The following is a 25,228-nucleotide window of genomic DNA, read 5'->3' on the forward strand; positions in this document are numbered from 1 at the left end:
GGTGAGTTATGTATTTAAAGAGTATTGAAGTACAGGGATTTAAGTCCTTTGCAAACAAGATCAAATTTGAGTTTCACGAGGGGATCACCGGAATCGTCGGACCGAACGGAAGTGGAAAAAGCAACGTTGCCGACGCGGTACGCTGGGTGCTCGGAGAGCAGAGAGTGAAACAGCTTCGGGGCGGCACGATGCAGGATGTCATTTTCTCGGGAACAGAGAACCGAAAGCCGCTCAGCTATGCTTCCGTTGCGATCACGCTGAATAATTCAGATCATCAGCTTCCGGTGGACTATGAGGAAGTGACGGTTACAAGAAAGCTGTACCGTTCGGGAGAAAGTGAATATCTGATCAATGGAGCCTCCTGCCGTCTGAAAGATATCAATGAGATGTTCTATGATACCGGTATTGGTAAAGAGGGATATTCGATCATCGGACAGGGGCAGATCGATAAGATCTTAAGCGGAAAACCGGAAGAGAGGCGGGAGCTTTTCGACGAGGCTGCCGGAATCGTAAAGTTTAAGCGCAGAAAAGCATTGTCTCTGAAAAAACTGGATGAGGAACGACAGAACTTAACCCGTGTCAATGATATTTTATCGGAGTTGGAAAAACAGATCGGACCACTTCAGAAGCAGTCCGAGGTGGCAAGAGAATATTTGAAAAAGAAAGAAGAACTGAAGACGTTTGATATCAATATGTTTCTGTTGGAGACAGAACGTCTTCGGGAGCTGACCCGAGGGATCGAAGAAAAACTTCAGTTGGCGACGGATGAATTGAGCGAGGCGGGCATCCGGTATGAGGAGATGAAAGCCGAGTACGAGGCGATCGAGGAAGAAGTGGAGGGAATCGACCTTTCCATCGAGAAAGCAAAGAGCCAGCTGAATGAGACGACACTGTTAAAACAGCAGCTGGAGGGGCAGATCAATGTCTTAAAAGAACAGATCAATACGGTCAGGATGAACGACGAGCATTACGGCAAGCGGCAGCAGACGATCCGGATCGAGTTGGAGACAAGGGAGAAACAAAAAGATACGTTGTCACAGGAAAGAGCGGATGTGACAGAGAAACTGACGCAGATATCAAGACAGGATCAGGAAGCGAAGCAGGCGTTGATCGAAGTGCAGAGCCGGATCGCAGAACATAGTGCGGAGGTTGAAAAAAAGAAACAGGAGATCATGGAGCTTCTGAACAACCGTGCGTCAACCCGTGCGAAGATCCAGCATTTTGATACGACGCAGGCACAGTTTACGACACGGCGTGCGGAATTACATAAATTGATCCTTGAGACGGCAAGCGAGGGGGAAAGGCAGAACAGCGCGTTGCGTTCCTATGAGGAAGAACTTGTCAGCGTACGGGAGCAGATCACACGGTTTTCGGAGCAGATCAAGGAAAATGAGCAGAAGATCGGACAGTATCAGAGAGAACTTTCCGAGAAGCAGGAAAAGCTGCGTGTCGGACAGACTGCGTATCACAGGGAGTCTTCCCGTCTGGAGTCCTTGAAAAATATTACCGAGCGTTATGACGGATATGGCAACAGCATCCGAAAAGTCATGAGCAACAAAGACCGGGTACCGGGACTTCTCGGTGTTGTGGCAGACATCATCAAGGTAGAGAAAGAATATGAGATCGCCGTGGAAACGGCGCTTGGCGGAAGTATCCAGAATATTGTTACGGATACCGAGGAGACCGCAAAGCGGATGATCCAGTACCTGAAGCAGAATAAATTCGGACGCGCGACATTTTTACCTCTGACAAGTATGCATGGAAGCGGCGGGATCCGGGATGCGCAGGCATTGAAAGAACCGGGTGTGATCGGGCTTGCCAATACACTGGTGACGGTGGAAGCGAAGTTCCAAGTACTTGCCGATCAGCTTCTCGGGCGGACGATCGTGGTAGACCATATCGATCACGGAATCGCGATCGCCAGAAAATACCGTCAGTCGCTGCGCCTGGTCACGCTGGAGGGAGATTTGATCAATCCGGGCGGATCTATGACCGGAGGTGCGTTTAAAAATTCCAGCAATCTCCTCAGCAGACGGCGTGAGATCGAAGAATTTGAAGAGACGGTGGCGCTGCTGAAGAAAGATATGAGCGCGATGGAGCAGGAAGTGAGCGCGATCAAAGAGAAGCGTGCCGCATGTTACAGTGCCAACGATGAGATCCAGCAGAAACTCGGGAACGCATCGATCACGGAGAATACCGTGAAGATGAATATGGAGCAGGTGCAGGCAAAATTGCGGGAACTTTCCGAACGTCACCGTGGTTATAAGAGTGAGCAGAATGAACTGGAAGAACAGATCCGTCAGATCAAAGACAATGAAGATTCGATCCAGATGGAACTGGAGACATCCGAACGTCTGGAAAAAGAATGGAATGAGCGCATTGAGGAATTAAACGGACTTCTGGAGCAGGAGCGTATTGAGGAAACTTCCCAGATGCGCAAGTCGGAGGAAGTACATCTGAAATTTGCAAGTCTGGAACAGCAGAATACATTTATTCTGGAAAATATCAGCCGTGTGGAGGAGGAATCTGCCAGATTTGCAGAGGAATTAAGAGAACTGGATCAGTACAAGGGCAATGCGTCGGAAGAGATCCGGGTGAAAGAAGAGCAGATCACAGAATTACGACAGACGATCGAAGATTCCAAAGAATTGTTTGCCGAAATCCAGGAAGAGATCAAGGTCCAGAGCACAAAACGGGATGAGCTGAACCAGAAACATAAGACATTTTTAGGAAAGCGCGAAGAACTTTCAAAGCATATGTCAGATCTGGATAAAGAGTGTTTCCGTCTGAACAGCCAGAAAGAGGGCTATGAGGAAGCATCTGACAAGCAGATCAACTATATGTGGGAAGAATATGAGCTGACCTACGGGCGGGCGATGGAGCTCCGCAATGAAAATCTAACGGATCTGTCCTATATGAAGCAGCAGATCCAACTGCTGAAACAGGAGATCCGGAAACTTGGTAATGTCAATGTCAATGCGATCGAGGATTATAAGAATGTGTCGGAACGATATGAATTTTTGAGCGGACAGCATGAAGATCTGATCGAGGCGGAGGCTACGCTTGTGAAGATCATCGAGGAGCTGGATGCCGCGATGCGCAAACAGTTCCAGGAGCAGTTTGCCTTGATCAGCAGCGAGTTTGACAAAGTATTCCGACAGTTGTTCGGCGGCGGAAAAGGAACGCTGGAACTGATGGAAGATGAGGATGTGCTGGAAGCGGGAATACGCATCATCGCGCAGCCGCCGGGAAAGAAACTGCAGAATATGATGCAGCTTTCCGGTGGAGAGAAAGCTCTGACTGCGATTTCTTTGCTATTTGCGATCCAGAACTTAAAGCCGTCTCCGTTCTGTCTGCTGGACGAGATCGAGGCGGCATTGGACGACAGCAATGTCGGGCGATACGCGCAGTATCTGCATAAGCTCACAGAACATACACAGTTTATCGTGATCACACACCGCCGCGGAACGATGGCGGCGGCAGATCGGCTTTACGGGATCACCATGCAGGAAAAAGGCGTATCCACATTGGTTTCCGTCGATCTGCTGGAAGATGATCTTGTAAAATAGAAGTACTGTGAATCAGCAGTAAAATCGAGGAGGCAGGAATGGAAGAGAAACAAGGGTTTTTTAAGCGGCTCGTGTCCGGGCTGACAAAGACGAGAGATAATATCGTATCGGGCATGGACAGTATTTTTCATGGATTTTCCCATATAGACGAGGATTTTTATGAGGAATTGGAAGAGACATTGATCATGGGAGATCTCGGCGTGCATACGACGATGGAGATCATCGAAGATCTTCGGGAGAAAGTAAAAGCACAGCATATCAAAGAACCGATCGAGTGCCGTCAGCTTTTGATCGACAGTATCAAAGAGCAGATGGATGTGGGCGAGACGGCATATGAATTTGAAGAAAAGCAGTCCGTTGTATTTGTGATCGGGGTCAATGGAGTCGGCAAGACGACAACGATCGGAAAGTTGGCGGGAAAATTCCGTGCGGAACATAAAAAAGTGATCCTCGCGGCGGCGGATACGTTCCGTGCGGCGGCGGGGGAACAGTTGAAAGAGTGGGCGAACCGTGCACAGGTGGAGATGATCGGCGGTCAGGAGGGTTCCGACCCGGCGGCAGTCGTATTTGACGCGGTGGCAGCAGCGAGAGCAAGAAGAGCGGATATCCTGCTCTGCGATACTGCAGGACGTCTGCACAACAAAAAGAATCTGATGGAAGAATTGAAGAAGATCAACCGTGTCATCGATCGGGAATATCCGGAAGCATACCGGGAAACTTTAGTTGTACTGGATGCGACGACCGGACAGAATGCACTGAATCAGGCAAAAGAATTTAATGAAGTGGCAGATATTACAGGAGTGATCCTGACAAAGATGGACGGAACAGCAAAAGGCGGAATCGCCGTTGCAATCCAGGCAGAACTGGGAATTCCGGTGAAATATATCGGCGTCGGAGAGGGCATTGACGATCTGCAGAAATTTGACGCGGATGAATTTGTAAACGCATTATTCTATCGGGAAGAGAGCAAGGAGGAATAACCATGTTGACATTAGAAAAATTTGAGGAAGCCAGCGAGATCGTAAAACGTGTGACGAATCCTACCAAGTTGATTTACAGCGAATACTTAAGTGAACAGGCAGGCGGAAAAGTATACCTGAAACCGGAAAATATGCAGCATACCGGCGCATACAAACTGCGCGGCGCATATTACAAGATCAGTACGATGACAGAGGAAGAACGTGCAAGAGGTCTGATCACGGCATCTGCCGGAAACCATGCGCAGGGAGTTGCCTATGCGGCGAAAGCATTTGGATGTAAGGCGACGATCGTGATGCCGACGATCACTCCGCTGATCAAAGTGAACCGGACAAAGAGTTACGGTGCCGAGGTGGTTCTACATGGGGATGTCTATGACGACGCCTGCGCATATGCATATGAATTGGCAGAAAAGCACGGATATACATTCGTGCATCCGTTTGACGATCTGGATGTGGCGACCGGACAGGGAACGATCGCAATGGAGATCGTACAGGAACTGCCGACCGTGGATTACATTCTGGTGCCGATCGGCGGAGGCGGACTGGTGACAGGCGTGTCCACTTTGGCAAAAATGCTGAACCCAAAGATCAAGGTGATCGGCGTGGAGCCGGCGGCGGCAGCCAGCATGACCGCGGCTCTTGCGGCCGGGGAGGTTGTCTCTCTGGACAGTGCAGATACGATCGCAGACGGTACCGCAGTGAAGCGGGTCGGAGAAAAGATCTTCCCGTATGTACAGGAAAATGTCGATGAAATCCTGCAGGTGGAAGATGACGAACTGATCGGCGCATTTCTGGATATGGTTGAGAATCATAAGATGATCGTGGAAAATTCCGGACTGCTTTCTGTTGCAGCGTTAAAGCAGCTTGACTGCAAAGGAAAGAAAGTAGTCTGCGTATTAAGCGGCGGCAATATGGATGTGATCACGATGTCTTCGATCGTACAGCATGGTCTGATCCAGAGAGACCGGATCTTCTCCGTATCGGTGCTTCTTCCGGACAAGCCGGGCGAACTGGTGCGTGTGGCGGCAACGATCGCAGATGCACAGGGCAACGTGATCAAACTGGAGCATAACCAGTTTGTCAGCACGAACCGGAACGCGGCTGTGGAACTTCGTATTACGATGGAGGCATTCGGAACCGAACATAAGCATCGTATTCTGGATGCACTGGAAGCAAAAGGGTTCCGTCCGAAACTGATCAGCGCGAAGTTGTATTAATACCCAAAGCGAACACTTTCAATACTGGTTTAAAAGTGTTCACTTTGGGTATTGGCTGAGTTATAAAAATTTGTAAAAGAAAAAGGATCCTGTTTTCATCAGAGGAGATGAGAACGCGATCCTTTTTGTCATGGTCTTGAAAATTAAATCTGATTATATTTCTTCAGCAGTGCATGGATCTTGTCGGTCGGATTTAATACCGCGCCGATCGTCAGGTCGTGATTCAAAGAATCCACGATCAAGGCAAGGAATTTGCTCATATCTGCGGTGACAAAGTAAGGCTTTTCTTTGACAACCGGAGGAAGATAAGTGAGGTTTGTTGTGATGACCTTGTCAATGTATCCTTTTTCGTGATATTCATCGAATTTATCGAATCCCTCGGTGAACAATCCGAATGTTGTGCAGACAAACACTCTTGCCGCATGACGCTCTTTTAGCTGTTTTGCAACGTCCAGCATACTTTCACCGGAAGAGATCATATCGTCTACGATGATGACGTCTTTTCCGGTTACGTCGTCGCCGAGGAATTCATGGGCAACGATCGGGTTCTTGCCATTGACAACGGTTGAATAGTCACGGCGTTTGTAGAACATACCCATATCGACACCGAGTACGTTTGAAAAATATACGGCGCGGTGCATCGCGCCCTCGTCCGGGCTGATGATCATCAGATGTTCTTTGTCTGCTTTGAAATCCGGTACAGCACGGAACAATGCTTTCATAAACTGGTACGGCGGGTTAAAACTGTCAAAACCGTACAGCGGAATAGAGTTCTGCACACGCGGGTCGTGAGCATCGAATGTAAGGATACTGCTGACTCCCATGGAGATCAGTTCCTGCAGAGCAAGTGCGCAGTCCAGAGATTCACGTTTTGTACGTTTGTGCTGACGGCTTTCATAAAGGAACGGCATAATGACGTTGATACGATGCGCTTTTCCGGTCGCAGCCGAAATGATACGTTTCAGATCTTGATAATGGTCATCCGGTGACATATGGTTTAAATGTCCGTTTACAGTGTATGTCAGACTATAATTACATACATCCGTCATGATAAATAAATCCGTTCCGCGGATCGTTTCTTTTAAAATACCTTTTGCCTCTCCGCTTCCAAAACGAGGGCAGGCACAATCTACAAGATAATTGTTGGAACGATAATTCACATAAATCGGGGATTCTGTTACTTCATTGATCGTGTTCTGCCGGAAAGAAACAATATAGTCATTTACTTTCTGACCGAGTTCGCTACAACTTTCCATAGCAGCAATTTTTAAAGGTGCTACCGGAAGCATTTTTTCGATTAATTCAATATTAGGCATGTTTTTCTCCTGTGATTTCGTATTTTGCAGATATGCAATCTGATTATTCAGGTTTTCCAATATGGTTATATCATTTTTTATGTTGAAATTCAAGCAATTCTGTAAGGAGATTGCAGAACCGGAGAAAATCAAAGGTTTTTCTGTGCTTCTAAAGTGAAAAAAAGTGTGGTATACTTTACGGAAAGGGAAAAGCAGGGGGAAATGAAAGGAACAAGGAGAATTTTATGGCGCATGAACATAAGATCCGTTCTGTGGAAGAGGGCGGAATTGCCTGGGAGATGGGAATCGAACCGGGCGATAAACTTCTGACGGTGAACGGACAGGAAATCGAAGACATTTTTGACTATCGTTATTATATAGAAGAAGAGGAACTGCTGCTGTTGATCGAAAAGGCGGACGGCGAGCAGTGGGAACTGGAAATCGGGAAAGAAGAATACGAAGATCTCGGGATGGAGTTTGAAGAGGGGCTGATGGATCAGTACCGGCACTGTCACAACAGATGTATCTTCTGCTTTATCGACCAGATGCCGCCGGGGATGCGTGAGACATTGTATTTCAAAGACGATGATTCCCGATTGTCATTTTTGCAGGGGAATTATGTGACGCTGACGAATATGAGTGAACATGACATCGAGCGGATCATAAAATACCGTCTGGAGCCGATCAATATTTCGTTCCAGACGATGAATCCCGAGCTGCGCTGCCGGATGCTGCACAACCGTTTCGCGGGAGAATCGCTGAAAAAGGCGGATATACTCTATGAGGCGGGGATTGAGATGAACGGACAGATCGTCCTTTGCAAAGGGATCAATGACGGGGACGAATTGGAATACAGCATCCGGGAACTGACCCGTTATCTTCCGAATCTGCAAAGCGTTTCAGTCGTTCCGGTTGGACTCAGCAAATACCGGGACGGTCTGGAACCGTTGGAGCCGTTTGGCAAAGAAGATGCCGAAGCAGTGATCGACACGATCGAGCGGTGGCAGAAGACTCTTTATGAGCAATATGGAAAGCATGTCGTACATGCCAGCGACGAGTGGTATCTGCTGGCAGGACGGGAACTGCCGGAAGAAGAGCGGTATGACGGATATCTGCAGCTGGAAAACGGCGTCGGTATGCTGCGTCTTCTGCACAATGAATTTACGGAGGCGCTGGCGGCAGAACAGGGAGACAACGAAGTCCGGGAACTGTCGCTTGCAACCGGAAAGCTGGCATATCCGACGATCTGTACGTTGATGGAACAGATGAAAGAAAAATTTCCCGATACGACCGTACATGTTTACCCGATCCGGAATGATTTCTTCGGGGAGCGTATCACGGTGTCGGGACTTGTGACCGGACAGGATCTGACGGCACAGCTGAAAGGGCAGAAGCTTGGAGAACGTCTGCTGATCCCGTGCAATATGCTCCGGGTGGACGAAGACGTCTTTCTGGATGATTATACCGTCGCCGATGTGGAGAAGACTTTACAAGAGCCGCTGAATATTGTAAAATCAAGCGGTCAGAACTTGTTAGATACGGTTCTTGGAAGAGAAGAAAGGTAGAAAAGAACAATGAATAAACCAGTAGTTGCGATCGTGGGCAGACCGAACGTAGGAAAGTCCACCTTATTTAATGTATTGGCGGGAGAGATGATCTCCATTGTCAAAGATACACCGGGAGTGACCCGGGACCGGATCTATGCGGATGTCTCATGGCTGGATCGGGAATTTACACTGATCGATACCGGAGGGATCGAACCGGAGAGCCGGGATATTATTTTGTCCCAGATGCGGGAGCAGGCGCAGATCGCGATCGATACGGCGGATGTCATCATTTTCATCACTGACGTTCGTCAGGGCTTGCAGGATGCGGATTCTAAAGTGGCAGACATGCTCCGCCGTTCGGGAAAACCGGTGATCCTGACTGTGAACAAAGTGGATAACTTTGACAAATTTATGCCGGATGTGTATGAATTTTATAATCTGGGCATCGGAGATCCGGTTCCGATCTCCGCGTCTTCCCGCCTGGGACTCGGCGATATGCTGGATGCGGTATGCGCACATTTCCCGGAGAAGACCGAGGAAGAGGAAGAAGACGAGCGTCCGAGGATCGCGATCGTCGGGAAACCGAATGTAGGCAAATCTTCGATCATCAATAAGCTGGTCGGAGAAAACCGCGTGATCGTATCGGATATCGCGGGCACGACCCGGGATGCGATCGATACGGATGTGGTGCACGACGGGAAAGAATATATTTTCATCGATACGGCAGGACTGCGGCGGAAGAATAAGATCAAAGAGGAACTGGAGCGTTACAGCATTATCCGGACTGTGACCGCTGTGGAACGTGCGGATGTGGTCTTGATGGTGATCGACGCCGTGGAGGGTGTGACCGAACAGGATGCAAAGATCGCAGGGATCGCACATGAGCGGGGAAAAGGAATCATTATTGTAGTCAACAAATGGGACGCCATTGAGAAAAATGACAAGACGATGCGCGAGTACGAATCGAAAGTACGTCAGATCCTTTCGTTTATGCCGTATGCAGAGATCATGTATGTGTCGGCAAAGACCGGGCAGCGTCTCCACAAATTGTACGATATGATCGATATGGTGATCGCAAACCAGACGCTGCGTGTGGCAACCGGTGTGCTCAATGAGATCATGACGGAAGCCGTTGCGATGCAGCAGCCGCCGTCAGATAAGGGAAAACGTCTGAAATTGTACTATATTACACAGGTAGCCGTGAAACCGCCGACGTTTGTGATCTTTGTCAATGACAAAGAACTGATGCATTTTTCTTATACGCGGTATCTGGAAAATAAGATCCGTGAAGCATTCGGATTTCGTGGGACATCTTTGAAATTCTTTATACGTGAGAGAAAGGAAAAGGAGCAGTAAAAAGTTATGGAACGAGTCATCTGTCTATTGATCGGATATGTGTTCGGTCTGTTCCAGACCGGATATATCGTCGGAAAGATCAAGCATATTGATATACGCAAGCAAGGAAGCGGAAATGCGGGTTCCACCAACGCCGTGCGCGTGATGGGATGGAAAGCCGGAGCCATGACATTTGCCGGAGACGTTCTGAAATGTGTGCTGGCGGTACTGCTTGTCCGATATTTATATCGTGATACGGATATGACGCTGCTTCTCGGGATGTACGCCGGATTTGGAGCGACGCTTGGACATAATTTTCCGTTTTATCTGAAATTTAAAGGCGGAAAAGGGATCGCAGTGCTGGCAGGGCTTGTCGTTTCCACCGGATTTTTGCTCGTGCCGGTTCCGCTTGCGGCATTTCTGATCGCAGTGATCTTTACGCGGTACGTCTCTCTCGGATCTTTACTTGCGGCAACGATGTTTTTTCTAGAAATCGTGTTGTTTGGGGTACAGGGAAATCTGGATCTTGGCGCGAAATATCTGCCGGAATTATATCTGCTTGCCGGTGTGATCATGGCGCTTGCATGGATACGGCACCGGGAGAATATAAAGCGGCTTCTTGCGGGCGAAGAGAACCGGTTTGGCTCAAAAAAGAAATAAATGAACAGAGGAGTGCAAAAGGAGAACGAATATGGCAAATGTAGGTGTGATCGGCGCCGGAAGCTGGGGGACGGCGCTGTCGGTTTTGTTGCATGACAATGGACATCAGGTGACGATCTGGTCCATCGACCCGGAAGAAGTGAAGATGCTCGCCGAAGAACGGGAGCACAAGAAGAAGCTTCCGGGCGTAAAACTTTCGGAAGATATGGTGATCACAGGCAATCTGGAGGCGGCAGTGCATGAAAAAGATGTTCTTGTACTTGCGGTTCCGTCTCCGTTTACACGAGCGACTGCGAAAAAGATGGCTCCGTATATCGTGGAGGGACAGATCATTGTGGACGTGGCAAAGGGAATCGAGGAGGATACGCTTCTGACCCTTTCCGAGCAGATCCGTCAGGAGATTCCGCAGGCGGATGTGGCGGTATTGTCCGGTCCGAGCCATGCGGAGGAAGTGGGAAGAAAACTTCCGACAACCTGTGTGATCGGCGCATCCACGCGAAAGACCGCGGAATATCTGCAGGAATTGTTTATCAGCAAGGTGTTCCGTGTCTATACAAGTCCGGACATTCTTGGAATCGAACTGGGAGGCTCCCTGAAAAATGTGATCGCGCTTGCGGCGGGAATCGCAGACGGACTCGGTTATGGAGATAATACGAAAGCAGCGCTGATCACGAGAGGAATTGCGGAGATCGCGCGCCTCGGTGTGAAGATGGGCGGACAGATCCAGACATTTACCGGGCTGACCGGGATCGGAGATCTGATCGTAACCTGCGCGAGTGTACACAGCAGAAACCGCAGAGCCGGTTATCTGATCGGCCAGGGAAAGAATATGAAAGAAGCAATGGACGAAGTGCAGATGGTCGTGGAGGGCGTTTACTCCGCAAAAGCAGCGGCAAAGCTTGCGGAAAAATATGATGTCTCCATGCCGATCGTTACACAGGTCAACGCCGTTCTTTTCGACGGAAAGAACCCGGCGGAAGCGGTGGATGAACTGATGCAGAGAGAATCCAGAAGCGAACACGATTCCCTGCCGTGGCCGGAAGAAAAATAGAGAATAAACCCTCTTGTTTTTGCATACATTGGTATCAGCAGAACAAGGGGGTATTTTTATGGATTCATTTCAGCTATACAAAGATATGAACGCGCGTACGAACGGGGAAATTTATATCGGAGTAGTCGGACCGGTGCGGACAGGCAAGTCAACCTTTATCAAACGTTTTATGGATCTGCTCGTGCTTCCGAACATAACCGATGAACATGCCAGAGAACGTACAAAAGACGAACTCCCGCAGTCGGCGTCCGGCACGACGGTGATGACGACCGAGCCGAAATTTGTGCCGAAAGAAGCGGCGGCAGTCCGGCTGACGGAAGATCTGGAAGTGAAAGTGAGGCTGATCGACTGTGTCGGATTTATGGCGGAGGGGGCATCGGGACATATCGAAAATGATCAGGAGCGACAGGTAAAAACACCGTGGTTCGACTATGAGATCCCGTTTACAAAAGCGGCTGCGATCGGCACGCAGAAAGTGATCCATGATCATTCGACGATCGGGATCGTTGTCACGACAGACGGGAGCATCGGGGAACTGCCTCGGGAAAATTATGTGGCGGCGGAAGAAAAGACCGTGCGGGAACTGCAGTCGATCGGAAAGCCGTTTCTGATTCTTTTGAACTGTAAAAAGCCGTACACCGAGGAGGCAAAAGCGCTGCAGAGGTCGCTGGAGGAAAAATACGGCGTTTCGGTTGTCGCGCTCAATTGTGAACAGATGAAAGTGGAAGATATTCATGAGATCATGCGCAGGGTCCTTTATGAATTTCCGGTTTCCGAGGTCGCTTTTTATTTGCCGAAGTGGGTGGAAATGCTGTCCATCGAGCATCCGATCAAACAGGAACTTCTGCATACGGTGCAGAATCTGATGCAGCAGCTTCAGGACATCCGGGGAGCGGTGAGAGGGATACCGAAACAGGAAACGACATACATAGAGAAAATCGCGGTGGAAAAGATCGAGATGGGAACCGGAAATGTTACGGTACGGATCCAATTTGCAGAAAAATTTTACTATGAAGTGCTCAGCGAACTGACCGGAACGAAGATCCATGGGGAATATGAGTTGATTTCCGTTATGAAAGAGCTTGCGTCTATGAAAGAAGAATATACGCAGATCAAAGATGCATTTGCGGATGTGCGGATGAAAGGGTATGGCGTTGTGAGCCCGAAAAAAGAAGAAGTTGTGCTGGAAGAACCGGTGATCATACGGCAGGGAAATAAATATGGGGTGAAGATCCATTCGGAAGCACCGTCGATCCATATGATCCGCGCCAATATTGAGACGGATATCGCGCCGATCGTCGGGAATGAAAAACAGGCGGAAGATCTGGCTGCTTATATTAAATCGGAAAGCGAATCGGATGAGGGCGTCTGGTCAACAAATATTTTCGGAAAATCCGTAGAAGAACTTGTAATGGACGGTATGAAAAATAAAATTCTGATGATCAACGAAGAGAGTCAGGTAAAACTGCAGGATACGATGCAGAAGATCGTCAACGACAGCAACGGCGGTCTGGTCTGTATTATTATCTGAACAGGGGAATTTCCGGAAAATTCCCCTTGTGAGACCGCAGGGAAAACGTTATAATGAAATGTATGGTATTTGAGGGGATTTTGGGACTTTTCGAGAAAAAGGAGAATGATACAGATGAGTAAACCGTTTGAAAAATTAAAAGCATGCTATGAATATTGCAGAACTGTGACAGATTTTCAGCCGAAAGTAGGTCTGATCCTGGGATCCGGACTTGGCAATTATGCGAGAAACATGAAGATCATATGCGAGATCCCGTACGGAGATATTCCGGAATTTCCGGTTTCGACTGTGGAGGGACATGACGGACGATTTTTATTTGGATATATCGGGGATGTCCCGGCGGTTGTGATGAAAGGGCGCGTTCATTATTATGAGGGATATTCGATGGAGGAAGTTGTGCTCCCGACCCGTCTGATGAAGATGCTCGGGATCGAAGTGCTGTTTCTGACGAATGCATCCGGCGGGATCAACCGTGCGTTCCATGTAGGAGATTTTATGATGATCACAGATCAGATCTCCAGTTTCGCACCATCTCCGCTGATCGGGGAAAATGTATCGGAACTGGGAGATCGTTTTCCGGATATGACCCACATTTACGATCTAAAGCTGCAGCAGTTGATCCGGGATACGGCAAAAGAAGAGCAGATCGAGATCCGTGAGGGGGTTTATCTGCAGACGACGGGACCGAACTTTGAAAGCCCGGCAGAAATCCGGATGTACGGTCTTGTGGGCGCAGATGCGGTCGGAATGAGTACGGCATGTGAGGCGATCGCCGCACGCCATGCAGGAGTCCGCGTATGCGGTATTTCCTGTATTTCGAATATGGCAAGCGGACTTTCTGAGGAAGAACTGAGTCATTTGGATGTGCAGACGATCGCCAACAAACGGGCGGAAGAATTTGAACGGCTTGTGACAAAGGTCATCGGTAAATTTTAAGCAGAGTAATAAGGAGATTTCAGAGAAAGGACAGTAGAGAAAAGCGATATGAATACACGGATTTATAATGTGAGGATCCTCACGATGGAAGAAAACAGGTCGATTTTTCAGGGAGAAGTCTGGATCGAGGGCGATATGGTCACCTATGTGGGACAAGGTCCGGAAACAACCGGAGGAAATGTGCCGAAGTGGGATCGAGAGATCGACGGACAGGGAAATCTTCTGATGCCGGGATTTAAAAATGCCCATACCCATTCCGCAATGACATTTTTAAGATCCCACGCAGACGACATGAAGCTGGATGACTGGCTGAACAAGCAGGTGTTTCCTGCGGAAGCAAAACTGGACGGAGAAGCGGTCTACTGGTTTACAAAGCTTGCGATCATGGAATATCTGACAAGCGGGATCACGTCGGCATACGATATGTATTTTTATATGGACGACGGCGCGCGCGCGGCAAAGGACTGTGGTTTCCGTTATGTATTTTGTGACAGCATCAATAATTTCGGCGGAACGGTCGCGCAGATGGAGAAAGATTATCTGCGGTTTAATACAGATGAAAAGAGACAGATCAGTCATCGGATCGGATTTCATGCAGAGTATACGACGAGCAGAGAATTAATGGAAGAAGTGGCAGCTCTGGCACATAAATATCAGGCGCCGGTATCGGTGCATTGTTCCGAGACGAGAAAAGAAGTGGAAGAGTGCCGCGCACACAGCGGAATGACTCCGGTAGCGTATATGGATTCTCTGGGATTGTTTGAATACGGCGGCACTTTATTTCACGGCGTTCATATGGATGAGGATGATTTCCGTATCATTCGGGAGCGGGGAATCTATGTCGTGACGAATCCGGCATCCAACTTAAAGCTGGCGAGCGGGATCGCGCCGATCAAGCGGTATCTGGAAGAGGGAATCCCGCTGGCGATCGGAACGGATGGACCGGCAAGCAATAACTGCCTGGATATGTTCCGGGAGATGTTTTTGACGACCGGACTGCAGAAAGCAGTTTGCGAAGATCCGGAGGCGGTTCCGGCGATCGAGGTTTTGAAGATGGCGACGACAGGAGGAGCTCATGCCATGGGGCTGTCGGAATGTGACTGTATTCAGGCAGGAAAGAAAGCCGATCTGATCCTGATCGATCTGAACCAGCCGAATATGCAGCCGCTTCGGAATCTGGAGAAAAATCTTGTGTACAGCGGTTCCAAGCAGAATGTCAAAATGACGATGGTAGGCGGAAATGTGCTGTATCAGGATGGGGAGTTCTATCTGGATTGTCCAAAAGAAGAAATTTTTGAAAAAGCAAATGAGATCGCGCAGAAAATACTTGGAGAATAAGCGTACCCAAAGCGAACACTTTTGTATTGAAAGTGTTCGCTTTGGGTAAGGAAAATTGAGGGAGAATCGTGAAAGGGGTACGAATGATTGAAAGCAGCAATATTTACGATCAATACGAGAATGTATAAAGAGAAGAAAAACAGTTCGGAGAGTGCGGTATTAACGCGGTTGTTGGAACAGGTTGGTCTGGAAGTGAAATCGGGAGTGCTTCCGGAGGACCGCGCAGTTGTCTCGGCGGTGATGCGGCAGCTTTCCGAAAACGGTTCGGTCCAGCTGATCCTGACGGTTGGGGCGAACGGATTTCTGAAAAGGGACTGTGCGCCGGAAGCGGTGGAAGACGCGGCGGAACGCCTGCTCCCGGGGATACCGGAGCAGATGCGCGCTTATAATATGCGTTATTCCAAGAAAGTGATGCTGGACCGGTCCCAGGCAGGGATATGCAGCGGCACGGTGATGCTGAATCTTCCGGCAAGTCCGAAACTGGCGAAAGAGGGATTAGAGTATGTACTGCCGCAGATCATACAGGTGATGGAGACGTTGAATTTATGATGCGGGTTACTTATTTGAGCCACAGCGGCTTTTTGGTGGAGATGGATGACGCTTGTTTTTTGTTTGACTATTATAAAGGAGAAATTCCCGATATAGACAGAGAAAAACAGCTATTTGTTTTTGTAAGCCATGGGCATTACGATCATTATAAAAAGGAAATTTTCCGATTGGCGGAAAGAGAAAAAGAGACGTATTATATTCTTCCGGAGGAAATCAAAATTCCAAAAGAACCAAAAGTGAAACTTTCGGAGGATCGTCTGATCTTGACGGTACCGGGAGGAGAGTATGAAGCGGCAGGCTGTAAGATCCGGACTTTGCGTTCCACAGATGAGGGTGTAGCGTATCTTGTTTCGTACCGGGGAAAGAGGATCTACCATGCCGGAGATTTGAACTGGTGGCATTGGGAGGAAGAGGAAGAGCCGTTCAACCGAATGATGCGCCGTAATTATCAGAGAGAGATCGATAAGCTGGATCATATGGAGATCGACGCGGCGTTTGTTCCGGTGGATCCAAGACTGGGGGAGCAGTACTGTTGGGGATTGGATTATTTTATGCGGCAGACAAGGACGAAAAATGTATTTCCGATGCATTTTTGGGGAGAATATGAAATTTTTGACCGGCTGGATTCGGAGGCGTGTACCGAAGCATATCGGGAACGTATGATCCGAATTGAGCGGGAGGGGCAGATTTTTGATCTGGAAAGGTGAAGAAACATGCAGGTGAAATTATATACCGACGGCGCGGCAAGAGGCAATCCGGACGGACCGGGCGGATACGGCGCTGTGTTGGAGTATGTGGATACGAAAGGCGTACTGCATACGAAAGAACTTTCGCAGGGGTATGTGCGGACGACGAATAACCGGATGGAGCTCTCCGCAGTGATCGCAGGATTGGAAGCGTTGAACCGTCCCTGTGTCGTGGAGATTTATTCGGATTCCAAATATGTCGTGGATGCGTTTAACCAGCACTGGATCGACGGGTGGCTGAAAAAGGGATGGAAACGCGGGAAAAATGAACCGGTGAAAAATGTGGATCTCTGGAAACGGCTGCTTGCGGCAAAGGAGAAGCATCAAGTGACATTCCACTGGGTAAAAGGACATGCCGGTCATCCGCAGAACGAGCGGTGTGATGAACTGGCAACGACAGCGGCAGACGGAAATGCACGGATCGTGGACGAGGGACTTGAAAAAAAGATTGGACAAACAGCAGGAATCAGCGTATAATATCTTCGTGCGTTAAGTAAGACAGACAATCGCGGCTGTAGTTGCCGAAAGGCAGCAGACGAGGAAAGTCCGGGCTTCACAGGGCAGGATGCCGGATAACGTCCGGTGGAGGTGACTCCAAGGCCAGTGCAACAGAAATATACCGCGTCAGCAATGAGCCGTGCAGCTTGTCTGGCAGAAAGTTTTTCCGTAAGCTTGCTTACATGGATAAGCTTTCTGCCGGGCAGGTATACGGCGAATGCCGCGTAACCGATAGCGCTTTGCGCCTCCGGTTTCTGCGGTACTTATCTGGCGTAAGGGTGGAAAGGCAGTGTAAGAGACTACCGCCTCTCTGGTAACAGCGAGGGCACATGTAAACCCCATCCGAAGCAAGACCGGAAAAAAGCAATGTGGCTGCCCGTCACGCTTTAGGTAGGTCGCTTGAGTCCGGTGGCGACATCGGACCTAGATAGATGATTGTCCAACGACATAACCCGGCTTATCGTCTTGCTTAACCACAGAAGAGGAGAGACAGATATGGGAATGAGACTGAATGAGAAACTTCCGCTTCCGGCAGAGCTGAAAGCAGAATATCCGCTTTTAAAAGAGATTACAGAGATCAAAGAAAAACGCGATAAGGAGATCCGGGATATTTTTACCGGAGCATCGGATAAATTTATCGTATTGGTAGGACCGTGTTCTGCGGACAATGAAGATGCGGTCTGTGAATATGTAAACCGTCTGGCAAAGGTGAATGAAAAGGTTTCTGACCGCTTGATGATCATTCCGCGGATCTATACGAATAAACCGAGAACGACCGGAGCCGGATATAAAGGGATGCTGCACCAGCCGGAACCGGATCAGGCGCCGGATCTGTATGCAGGGATCATTGCGATCCGTAAAATGCATATTCGTGCGATCAAAGAGAGTGGGTTGACCGCAGCAGACGAGATGTTGTATCCGGAGAACAGAAGTTATCTGGATGACGTGCTTTCATATGAGGCGATCGGCGCGCGGTCTGTGGAGAACCAGCAGCATCGTCTGACGGCAAGCGGTATGGATATTCCGATCGGAATGAAGAACCCGACAAGCGGAGATTTTTCTGTGATGCTGAATTCTGTTGTGGCGGCACAGAGCTCGCATACATTTATTTATCGTGGAATGGATGTGACGACAGACGGGAATGATCTGGCGCATGTGATCCTGCGCGGCGGCGTTGACAAGTACGGCACATGCAATCCGAACTACCATTATGAGGATCTGGTACGGCTTCTGGAAATGTATCAGAAGATGGATCTGAAGAATCCGGCGGCAGTGATCGATACGAACCACTCCAACTCCAACAAGCAGTTCAAGGAACAGATCCGGATCGCGATGGAGATCATGCACAGCCGGAACTACAATCCGGAACTGAAGACATTGATCAAAGGATTGATGATCGAGAGTTATCTGGAAGAGGGCTGTCAGAGTATCGGAAATGAGCGCGTATATGGAAAATCGATTACCGATCCATGTCTTGGATGGGAAGATACCGAGCGACTGATCTTCGAGATCGCGGAGCAGTGTTGATTTATTTTTCTATGGAATCATAGGATAGAGAGAAGACCATTGATTTTGGCGGAGATATATCCGAAAGGGATATGGATTCCTGCCGGAGGTAATGGTCTTTTTTTGTATAGACGACGAGCCAAAGTCCGGGCTTGCCCGAGACCTTGGCGACTGCTTACAATCCCGGAATGTGCCTTTTGGCACTTCCGGTGATTGATGGAAAATTTGTATGAAAATCCGTCTTGTATTGCTTGCGTGACAGAACCCGGGTAGGTATAATACAGATATCAGTATATTAAGAACAGGAGAACACAACGACATGAGTAAGAAAAGAATGATCACACGACTTCTGTCCGTTGCGACGGCAGTGACAGTAGGACTCTCCTTTTGCGCATGTGGGGCAACGCCGGAGGAGCCAAAAGAAAACAGGCGGGAAGAAGCAGAACAAAAGGATATGGAAAAAGAGAGAAAGGATGCGGAAAAAGCTTCCATTTCTTTAGAGGGAGAATACAAACCGGCTTCTTTTGAACAGCGGGACGTCAATAGCGACACGATCCGTTGGATGTGTTCCGCGTATGCGATCTATTCCGCATATAATGACAAATCGCTGGAGGTGGTCGGCGGATTGGCAGGCGATGACCGGGAGTGGTATCGGGAAGAGGTGAAAGAAGCTCTGGCAGGAGGCTGGGGGATCTATGACCGGAAGGATGTGGAAGATACATTGGAAGATCTTCTGGAAGAGGGACATCGAAAGCAATACAAAGAGGCGGTCAGTGAACTGAAAAAGGCAGGGATTTTAGAATTGAGCTCCGGAGAAGCCATGGTAGAGATCGCAGGATACGATTCCTTGTCGGAGGAAGAGGTCTGCAAGTATCAGACTGCATATGAAGCATATCAGAAATATGGCGAAAACGGCATTGACGGTTGGGATTACTGTCGGGCGCTTCAGATATTGGGAGATTGTTATCAGGCAGAGTACATCAATCTGGAAGAGTGCCTGGATCTGTCACTTCCGATCGCGCAGGAACTGCAGAAAACATACGAAAATTGGGATGGCGTGGCTGAAAGTTATCTTTATGGATATTCGTTCTGGAAAGGGGAACGGACGGATGATTATGACAGCCAGAAACGCTGGGAGGTTTATGAGGAATTAAAAAATATGGAATCCGGTCCTTATACAGTTCCTTATGACACCAAGTTGGAAAATACATGGAAAGACGGAGCTAAGGCAAAAGAAAAAGAAGATAAGGATGATGCAAAAGCCGGTTATGTTTCTGTAAAAGCAGGAGAATTAGGTGAGGTGAAAGTACGTCTTCCGGAGGACTATGTGTGGCAGGAAGATTTTGATTCCTCCACGGGAATGGTACTGTTTGAAAAGGAGAATCCGGAGGGCGGAGTAGATCTGTCAGTTTCTTATAAATTACGGTCAAAAGAAGAATTTCCGGATATGGTGGAAATGGAAGAAGAGTCGGCGCTGAGTAAGGAAAAGACGAGAAGAGAGTCGGCAGAGGGGAAAGGCGTGTTCGAAAGCAGCGGGATCCAGACGAAAAAAGTCGGTGATCTGGATGTGAGTTATATCATGTTTTATGATAATCTGGATGATACCAGCATTCATGAGATCGATTACTATGCATGGGCGCCGATCGGGGATTCCTATTTATTGTTGGCGGAAGTATCTCACGCGGATAACAAAGCAAAAGAATTGATGATCGACAAAGAGGGATTGATCCTGGATACCGTGTTCGCAGATATCAAATATTAGACGGTTGCGTTTGCAGGAGTTCGGTCGAACAGGAAGAAAAATAAGTTCAATAAAAAGGACCCGGTGATTCGTATAAAAATCATCGGGTTCTTTTTAAACAGCGTCTTAAGACGTGTGTTTTGGATCGGAATTTATTTATTGTTGCGGTATTTCTCTTCGCAGTATTTGCAGCGATATACCTGGTTTTCCTCATCAGTCAGGACGAAGATATGATCCAGTCCCTGTTCGATGGATGTGATGCAGCGCGGATTTTTGCAGCGGATCACATTTTTGATCTCTTTCGGAAGCTTGAGCAGTTTCTTTTCCACGATCTTTTCATTCTGGATGATGTTGACTGTGATGTTGTGATCGATGAATCCCAAGATATCCAGATCCATAAAATCGATCGGGCATTCGATCTTCATAATATCTTTGCGTCCCATCTTGCTGCTTTTCGCATTTTTGATGATCGCCACGCAGCAGTCCAGTTTGTCCAAATGCAGATATTTGTAAATCTCCATACTTTTTCCGGCTTCGATGTGATCGAGCACAAATCCCTCGGAAATCTTACCTACGCTTAATGTATTTTCTACCATATCTTACCTCTTTCTTTCCCAGTGGGCTTAGTCAACATGAATGTCAAGCAGTGTCAGGATCAATGCCATACGCACATAAACGCCGTACTGAACCTGACGGAAATATGCGGCGCGCGGATCTTCGTCCACTTCAACGGAAATCTCGTTGACACGCGGAAGCGGATGCATTACATACATATCTTCCGGCGCGAGCTGCATTTTCTTTTTGTCCAGAATGTAGAAATCTTTCATGCGGACATAATCTTCTTCGTTGAAGAAACGTTCTTTCTGTACGCGGGTCATATAAAGGATATCCAGTTCCGGAAGCGCGTCTTCGAGGCGGACTACTTCACGGTAAGGGATTTCCTGTTTGTCGAGCACATCCTGACGGATATAATCCGGGAGACGCAGCTCTTCCGGGGAGATCAGTACAAAACGGATCCCGGTGTAGCGTACAAGTGCGTGGATCAGCGAGTGGACGGTACGACCGAATTTCAGGTCGCCGCACAGACCGATCGTTAAATTGTTCAGACGACCTTTCAGATTGCGGATCGTCAAAAGGTCAGTCAGCGTCTGGGTCGGATGCTGGTGTCCGCCGTCTCCGGCATTGATCACTGGGATCGAAGAATGCTGGCAGGCTACCATCGGCGCGCCCTCTTTCGGGTGTCTCATGGCGCAGATATCCGCATAGCAGGAAATGGTGCGGATCGTATCGGAAACGCTTTCTCCCTTTGCGGCAGAGCTGGAGTCTGCGGAAGAGAATCCCATAATACTTCCGCCGAGATTCAGCATCGCGGCTTCGTGGCTTAAGCGGGTACGGGTACTCGGCTCATAGAAAAGTGTGGCAAGTTTTTTGCCGTCGCATGCATGTGCATACTTATCCGGATGCGCCTCGATATCCTGCGCAAGATCCAGCAGTGTGTCCAGTTCCTCCACGGAAAAATCCAGAGGACTCATTAAATGTCTCATAAAAAACCTCCTTAGTATTGTCTACCGGTATTGTAGTAAAATGTCTGTCGTTTTACGTTTGGGTGCTTCCGGATCGATATCCGGGTATCCAAGCGCGATCAATGCGGCAAGTTCCTGATCATCGGGAAGCTGCAGCAGTTCGGTAATGCCGTCCTCGTCAAATACGCCCATGATCACCGTTCCAAGTCCGTGGTCTTTTGCCGAAAGACAAAATGTCTGACAGGCTGCTCCCACATCAAACATCTGCCAGCGGTCTTTCTTTTTCGTAGTATAGGAACCGTCCCGCTCGAAACCGCACCTGCCTTTTACAAATGTGACCGCAATCAGGACAGGGATCTGTTTGATAATATTTGAATTGTAGTCTGGGGTGAATTGTTCGGCAATCGTTTCCAGAATGGAAAGATCTTCGATTGCAATATAACGGGTAATCTGCGTATTTTTCCAGGAGGGAGAATAAGATGCATCAGAAACAATAGAATCAATAATAGAATGATCGACCAGTCTGGACTGGTACTTACGGATACTTCTTCGGCTCCGAATACATTCATTGACGTTCATATCTTAAAACCTCCGTCTCTAAAATTCTCCTAATTATCATATACTATCTGTTGTGCATTTTCAAGACTATTTTCGACTTTTGGACGGAAAAGACGTGTGAATTTGTCAGTAGAATTTCCACAAAAAATGTATTATAATGTGTGTTAGTTTGTGCGTAAAGGAGAGGGCGAAAATGGCGACACTGGAAGAACTGAGAAAGCAGCTGGATACGATCGACGATCAGATCGTGCATTTATATGAAGAACGGATGCGCGTCTGTGAGGCGGTGGGAGAATATAAAGTACAGTCCGGGAAAAAAGTATACGATCAGACGCGGGAAAAAGCGAAGCTTGCGGATGTAGCGTCAAAGGTATCCGGGGAGTTCAACAAAAAGGGCGTTCAGGAATTGTATGAGCAGCTGATGTCCATGAGCCGGAAACTGCAGTATCGGCAGCTTGTTCAGGCGGGGGCATTGGGAAGACTGCCGTTCATCGAAGTGGATTCTCTGGAGAAAGAGACGGCTCGTGTTGTTTTTCAGGGAACGGAGGGTGCTTACGGTCAGGCTGCGATGAAGCACTATTTCGGAGAAAACTGTAATTGTTTCCATGTCCATACATTTCGGGATGCAATGGAAGCGATCGAGGACGGAGCGGCGGATTATGCTGTTCTTCCGATCGAGAATTCCTCGGCAGGATCCGTAGTCGAGATGTATGATCTTTTGGAAGAGTTTGAAAATTACATTGTCGGAGAGACGATCATCCCGATCACCCACACGCTTTCCGGACTTCCGGGGGCAAAACTTACCGATTTGAAAAAGATTTACTCCAAAGGGATCGCGCTGATGCAGGCGTCTCATTTTTTGGATGAACATGCAGATTGGCAGAAGATCAGCGTGGTGAATACGGCGGTGGCAGCCAAAAAAGTGCTGGAGGAAAACGATCCGACTCAGGCTGCCGTGTGCAGCGCGTATGCAGCGCAGGTATATGGATTGGAAGTGCTGGCAGATCATATCAATAATGAAAAAGACAACTATACAAGATTCATCATTGTGACGAATCAGAAGATCTTTTTAAAAAAAGCGACGAAAATCAGCATTTGTTTTGAACTGCCGCATGAGAGCGGGTCACTGTACCGGATCCTTTCGCATTTTATTTACAATGATCTGAATATGTCACGGATCGAATCGCGTCCGATGGAGGGAAAAAGCTGGGAATACCGGTTCTTTGTGGATTTTGAGGGGAATCTGGCCAATCCGGCTGTGAAAAATGCGATCAGAGGTCTGCGGGAAGAAGCGAGAAACTTAAAAATCCTTGGAAATTATTGAAAGGAGCGGAGAAGATGCGTACTAATGAACTGATGCTGTATAAGAGTATGGAACACGGGGAGATCCTGGATAATATCACGTTTCTGATGGAGAATTATGACAATGAATATTACAACCGTGAGGATCTGAAAAGTCTGTTGTTTGAATGCATCCATGAGCTTTTGGAACTGTCGGTCCGTCACGGATTTGAGGGAAATCTCTGGCATACATATCTGACTTTTTTACTGGCGAGTGATGAGAATGCTTACAGCACATCCTGTGAGATCGTGGGCGCAGTAGAGGGCAGTATCAACGCTATTGCGCTGCATGATTTTGAAGTGATGAAAGAATTGTTTGACTATGATTTTGCGGCAATGGAACAGACGTTGGAAGCCAGATGTTTTGCAATCCTCAGAGATTACCGTCATACAAACGGAAACAGCAAAGTATTCAATACCCGGATCCGTAACCGGATCTGTGATCTTAGCCGGGCATTGGCGGAGACAGAGTCAGCGGAAGCATTTCAGGAGACGATGACACAGTTCTACCGGGAATTCGGCGTCGGAAAGCTGGGGCTTCACAAGGCGTTCCGCGTGGAACATCCGGCAGGCGGACGGGCAGAAATCGTGCCAATCACGAACATTGCGCATGTGCATCTGGACGATCTGGTCGGTTATGAGATCGCGAAACAAAAGCTGATCGAGAACACAGAGGCGTTTGTGGAGGGGAGAAAGGCAAACAACTGCCTGCTCTACGGCGATGCGGGGACCGGAAAGTCTTCGTCGATCAAAGCGATCCTCAATCAGTATTATGATAAGGGACTTCGGATGATCGAAGTATATAAGCATCAGTTTCAGGATCTGAACGATGTGATCGCGCAGATCAAAAACCGGAATTATAAGTTCATTATTTACATGGACGATCTTTCGTTTGAAGAGTTTGAGATCGAGTATAAATATCTGAAAGCCGTGATCGAAGGCGGACTGGAAAAGAAACCGGATAATGTGCTGATCTATGCTACTTCCAACCGGAGGCATCTCGTGCGGGAGACATTCCGGGATAAGGCGGACAGGGATGAGGAACTGCACACCAACGATACGGTGCAGGAAAAACTTTCGCTTGTCGCGCGGTTTGGCGTTACGATCTATTTTGGTTCTCCGGATAAGAAGATGTTCCAGAATATCGTAAAAGAACTGGCAAAGCAAAACGAGATCGAGATGCCGGAAGAGGAGCTTTTACTCGAGGCGAATAAATGGGAACTGGCACACGGAGGACTGTCCGGACGGACGGCGCAACAGTTCATCGATCACCTGCTGGGACAGAAACGGTAGATAGGCAGAAAAAA

The 25,228-nt window shown here is 48.3% G+C and carries 21 protein-coding genes and 1 other RNA gene; 18 read left to right on the forward strand and 4 right to left on the reverse strand.

What is annotated here, in order from left to right; translation table 11 throughout:
- Positions 1-8 precede the first annotated feature (8 nt).
- Genes smc through ilvA form a run of 3 tightly spaced genes read left to right on the forward strand, consistent with a single transcriptional unit; the run spans position 9 to position 5,766 of the window.
- On the forward strand, positions 9-3,569 hold the full coding sequence (gene smc / locus I2H87_RS04540) for a chromosome segregation protein SMC (protein WP_195609418.1): 3,561 nt from the start codon (positions 9-11) through the stop codon (positions 3,567-3,569).
- Positions 3,570-3,607: 38 nt separating this feature from the next.
- Positions 3,608-4,549, forward strand: coding sequence for a signal recognition particle-docking protein FtsY (ftsY, locus tag I2H87_RS04545; RefSeq protein ID WP_009268273.1), 942 nt, complete (start codon positions 3,608-3,610; stop codon positions 4,547-4,549).
- 2 nt (positions 4,550-4,551) lie between these two features.
- Positions 4,552-5,766 carry a threonine ammonia-lyase gene (gene ilvA, locus I2H87_RS04550; RefSeq protein ID WP_009268272.1) on the forward strand — a complete coding sequence of 405 codons (1,215 nt, stop codon included), beginning with the start codon at positions 4,552-4,554 and terminating at the stop codon, positions 5,764-5,766.
- 143 nt (positions 5,767-5,909) lie between these two features.
- On the opposite strand, the gene I2H87_RS04555 is transcribed toward ilvA, so the two are convergent.
- A complete protein-coding gene (locus I2H87_RS04555; RefSeq protein ID WP_195609419.1) occupies positions 5,910-7,082 on the reverse strand; it encodes a ribose-phosphate pyrophosphokinase in 1,173 nt (390 codons plus the stop codon).
- A gap of 224 nt (positions 7,083-7,306) precedes the next feature.
- Between I2H87_RS04555 and I2H87_RS04560 the strand changes: the two genes are divergently transcribed.
- The 13 genes from I2H87_RS04560 (at position 7,307) to I2H87_RS04620 (ending at position 20,520) form a co-directional block, all read left to right on the forward strand.
- Positions 7,307-8,626: a DUF512 domain-containing protein gene (locus tag I2H87_RS04560; protein ID WP_009268270.1), complete on the forward strand. Its 1,320-nt coding sequence runs from the start codon at positions 7,307-7,309 to the stop codon at positions 8,624-8,626.
- A 9-nt stretch (positions 8,627-8,635) separates the two neighbouring features.
- Positions 8,636-9,964 (forward strand): ribosome biogenesis GTPase Der, encoded by a 1,329-nt coding sequence (gene der / locus I2H87_RS04565; RefSeq protein ID WP_117549357.1) that lies wholly within the window; start codon positions 8,636-8,638, stop codon positions 9,962-9,964.
- 6 nt (positions 9,965-9,970) lie between these two features.
- Positions 9,971-10,603 (forward strand): glycerol-3-phosphate 1-O-acyltransferase PlsY, encoded by a 633-nt coding sequence (gene plsY, locus I2H87_RS04570; protein WP_009268268.1) that lies wholly within the window; start codon positions 9,971-9,973, stop codon positions 10,601-10,603.
- Positions 10,604-10,634: 31 nt separating this feature from the next.
- On the forward strand, positions 10,635-11,654 hold the full coding sequence (locus I2H87_RS04575; protein ID WP_195609420.1) for an NAD(P)H-dependent glycerol-3-phosphate dehydrogenase: 1,020 nt from the start codon (positions 10,635-10,637) through the stop codon (positions 11,652-11,654).
- 58 nt (positions 11,655-11,712) lie between these two features.
- Positions 11,713-13,185, forward strand: coding sequence for a stage IV sporulation protein A (gene spoIVA, locus I2H87_RS04580; protein ID WP_195609421.1), 1,473 nt, complete (start codon positions 11,713-11,715; stop codon positions 13,183-13,185).
- Between the two features lie 114 nt (positions 13,186-13,299).
- A complete protein-coding gene (locus I2H87_RS04585; RefSeq protein WP_009268264.1) occupies positions 13,300-14,121 on the forward strand; it encodes a purine-nucleoside phosphorylase in 822 nt (273 codons plus the stop codon).
- A gap of 48 nt (positions 14,122-14,169) precedes the next feature.
- Complete coding sequence (locus tag I2H87_RS04590) at positions 14,170-15,459, forward strand: amidohydrolase (protein ID WP_054703054.1); 1,290 nt, start codon at positions 14,170-14,172, stop codon at positions 15,457-15,459.
- Between the two features lie 87 nt (positions 15,460-15,546).
- A complete protein-coding gene (locus I2H87_RS04595) occupies positions 15,547-16,008 on the forward strand; it encodes a MogA/MoaB family molybdenum cofactor biosynthesis protein (RefSeq protein WP_009268261.1) in 462 nt (153 codons plus the stop codon).
- Entirely contained in the window at positions 16,005-16,715 is a 711-nt protein-coding gene (locus tag I2H87_RS04600; protein WP_009268260.1) for an MBL fold metallo-hydrolase, read from the forward strand. Before I2H87_RS04595 ends, I2H87_RS04600 begins: the two co-directional genes overlap by 4 nt.
- 6 nt (positions 16,716-16,721) lie before the next feature.
- Positions 16,722-17,231 carry a ribonuclease HI gene (gene rnhA, locus I2H87_RS04605; RefSeq protein ID WP_054703055.1) on the forward strand — a complete coding sequence of 170 codons (510 nt, stop codon included), beginning with the start codon at positions 16,722-16,724 and terminating at the stop codon, positions 17,229-17,231.
- 13 nt (positions 17,232-17,244) lie between these two features.
- Positions 17,245-17,728, forward strand: an RNA gene (rnpB, locus tag I2H87_RS04610) — RNase P RNA component class A.
- Between the two features lie 19 nt (positions 17,729-17,747).
- Positions 17,748-18,779, forward strand: a complete 1,032-nt coding sequence (locus I2H87_RS04615) for a 3-deoxy-7-phosphoheptulonate synthase (protein ID WP_009268258.1) — start codon at positions 17,748-17,750, stop codon at positions 18,777-18,779.
- 298 nt (positions 18,780-19,077) lie between these two features.
- Entirely contained in the window at positions 19,078-20,520 is a 1,443-nt protein-coding gene (locus I2H87_RS04620; protein WP_195609422.1) for a DUF1266 domain-containing protein, read from the forward strand.
- Positions 20,521-20,651: 131 nt separating this feature from the next.
- Here the strand turns inward: I2H87_RS04620 and I2H87_RS04625 are convergent, their stop codons facing one another.
- From I2H87_RS04625 to I2H87_RS04635, 3 genes are read right to left on the reverse strand one after another with little or no spacing between them, the layout of a single operon-like run.
- On the reverse strand, positions 20,652-21,095 hold the full coding sequence (locus I2H87_RS04625; protein ID WP_009268256.1) for an aspartate carbamoyltransferase regulatory subunit: 444 nt from the start codon (positions 21,093-21,095) through the stop codon (positions 20,652-20,654).
- A gap of 27 nt (positions 21,096-21,122) precedes the next feature.
- Positions 21,123-22,043, reverse strand: a complete 921-nt coding sequence (pyrB, locus tag I2H87_RS04630) for an aspartate carbamoyltransferase (protein ID WP_009268255.1) — start codon at positions 22,041-22,043, stop codon at positions 21,123-21,125.
- A gap of 21 nt (positions 22,044-22,064) precedes the next feature.
- Positions 22,065-22,601 (reverse strand): nitroreductase family protein, encoded by a 537-nt coding sequence (locus tag I2H87_RS04635; protein WP_009268254.1) that lies wholly within the window; start codon positions 22,599-22,601, stop codon positions 22,065-22,067.
- 172 nt (positions 22,602-22,773) lie between these two features.
- Here I2H87_RS04635 and pheA point away from each other — a divergent pair, with 172 nt between their 5' ends.
- Together pheA and I2H87_RS04645 are read left to right on the forward strand one after the other, a co-directional pair.
- On the forward strand, positions 22,774-23,904 hold the full coding sequence (gene pheA, locus I2H87_RS04640; protein ID WP_009268253.1) for a prephenate dehydratase: 1,131 nt from the start codon (positions 22,774-22,776) through the stop codon (positions 23,902-23,904).
- A 14-nt stretch (positions 23,905-23,918) separates the two neighbouring features.
- Positions 23,919-25,214 carry an ATP-binding protein gene (locus I2H87_RS04645; protein ID WP_009268252.1) on the forward strand — a complete coding sequence of 432 codons (1,296 nt, stop codon included), beginning with the start codon at positions 23,919-23,921 and terminating at the stop codon, positions 25,212-25,214.
- The last annotated feature ends 14 nt before the right edge of the window (positions 25,215-25,228 follow it).

Origin of the sequence: Mediterraneibacter glycyrrhizinilyticus (genome assembly GCF_015560805.1) — a bacterium.
GTDB classification, from domain to species: Bacteria; Bacillota; Clostridia; order Lachnospirales; family Lachnospiraceae; genus Schaedlerella; species Schaedlerella glycyrrhizinilytica_A.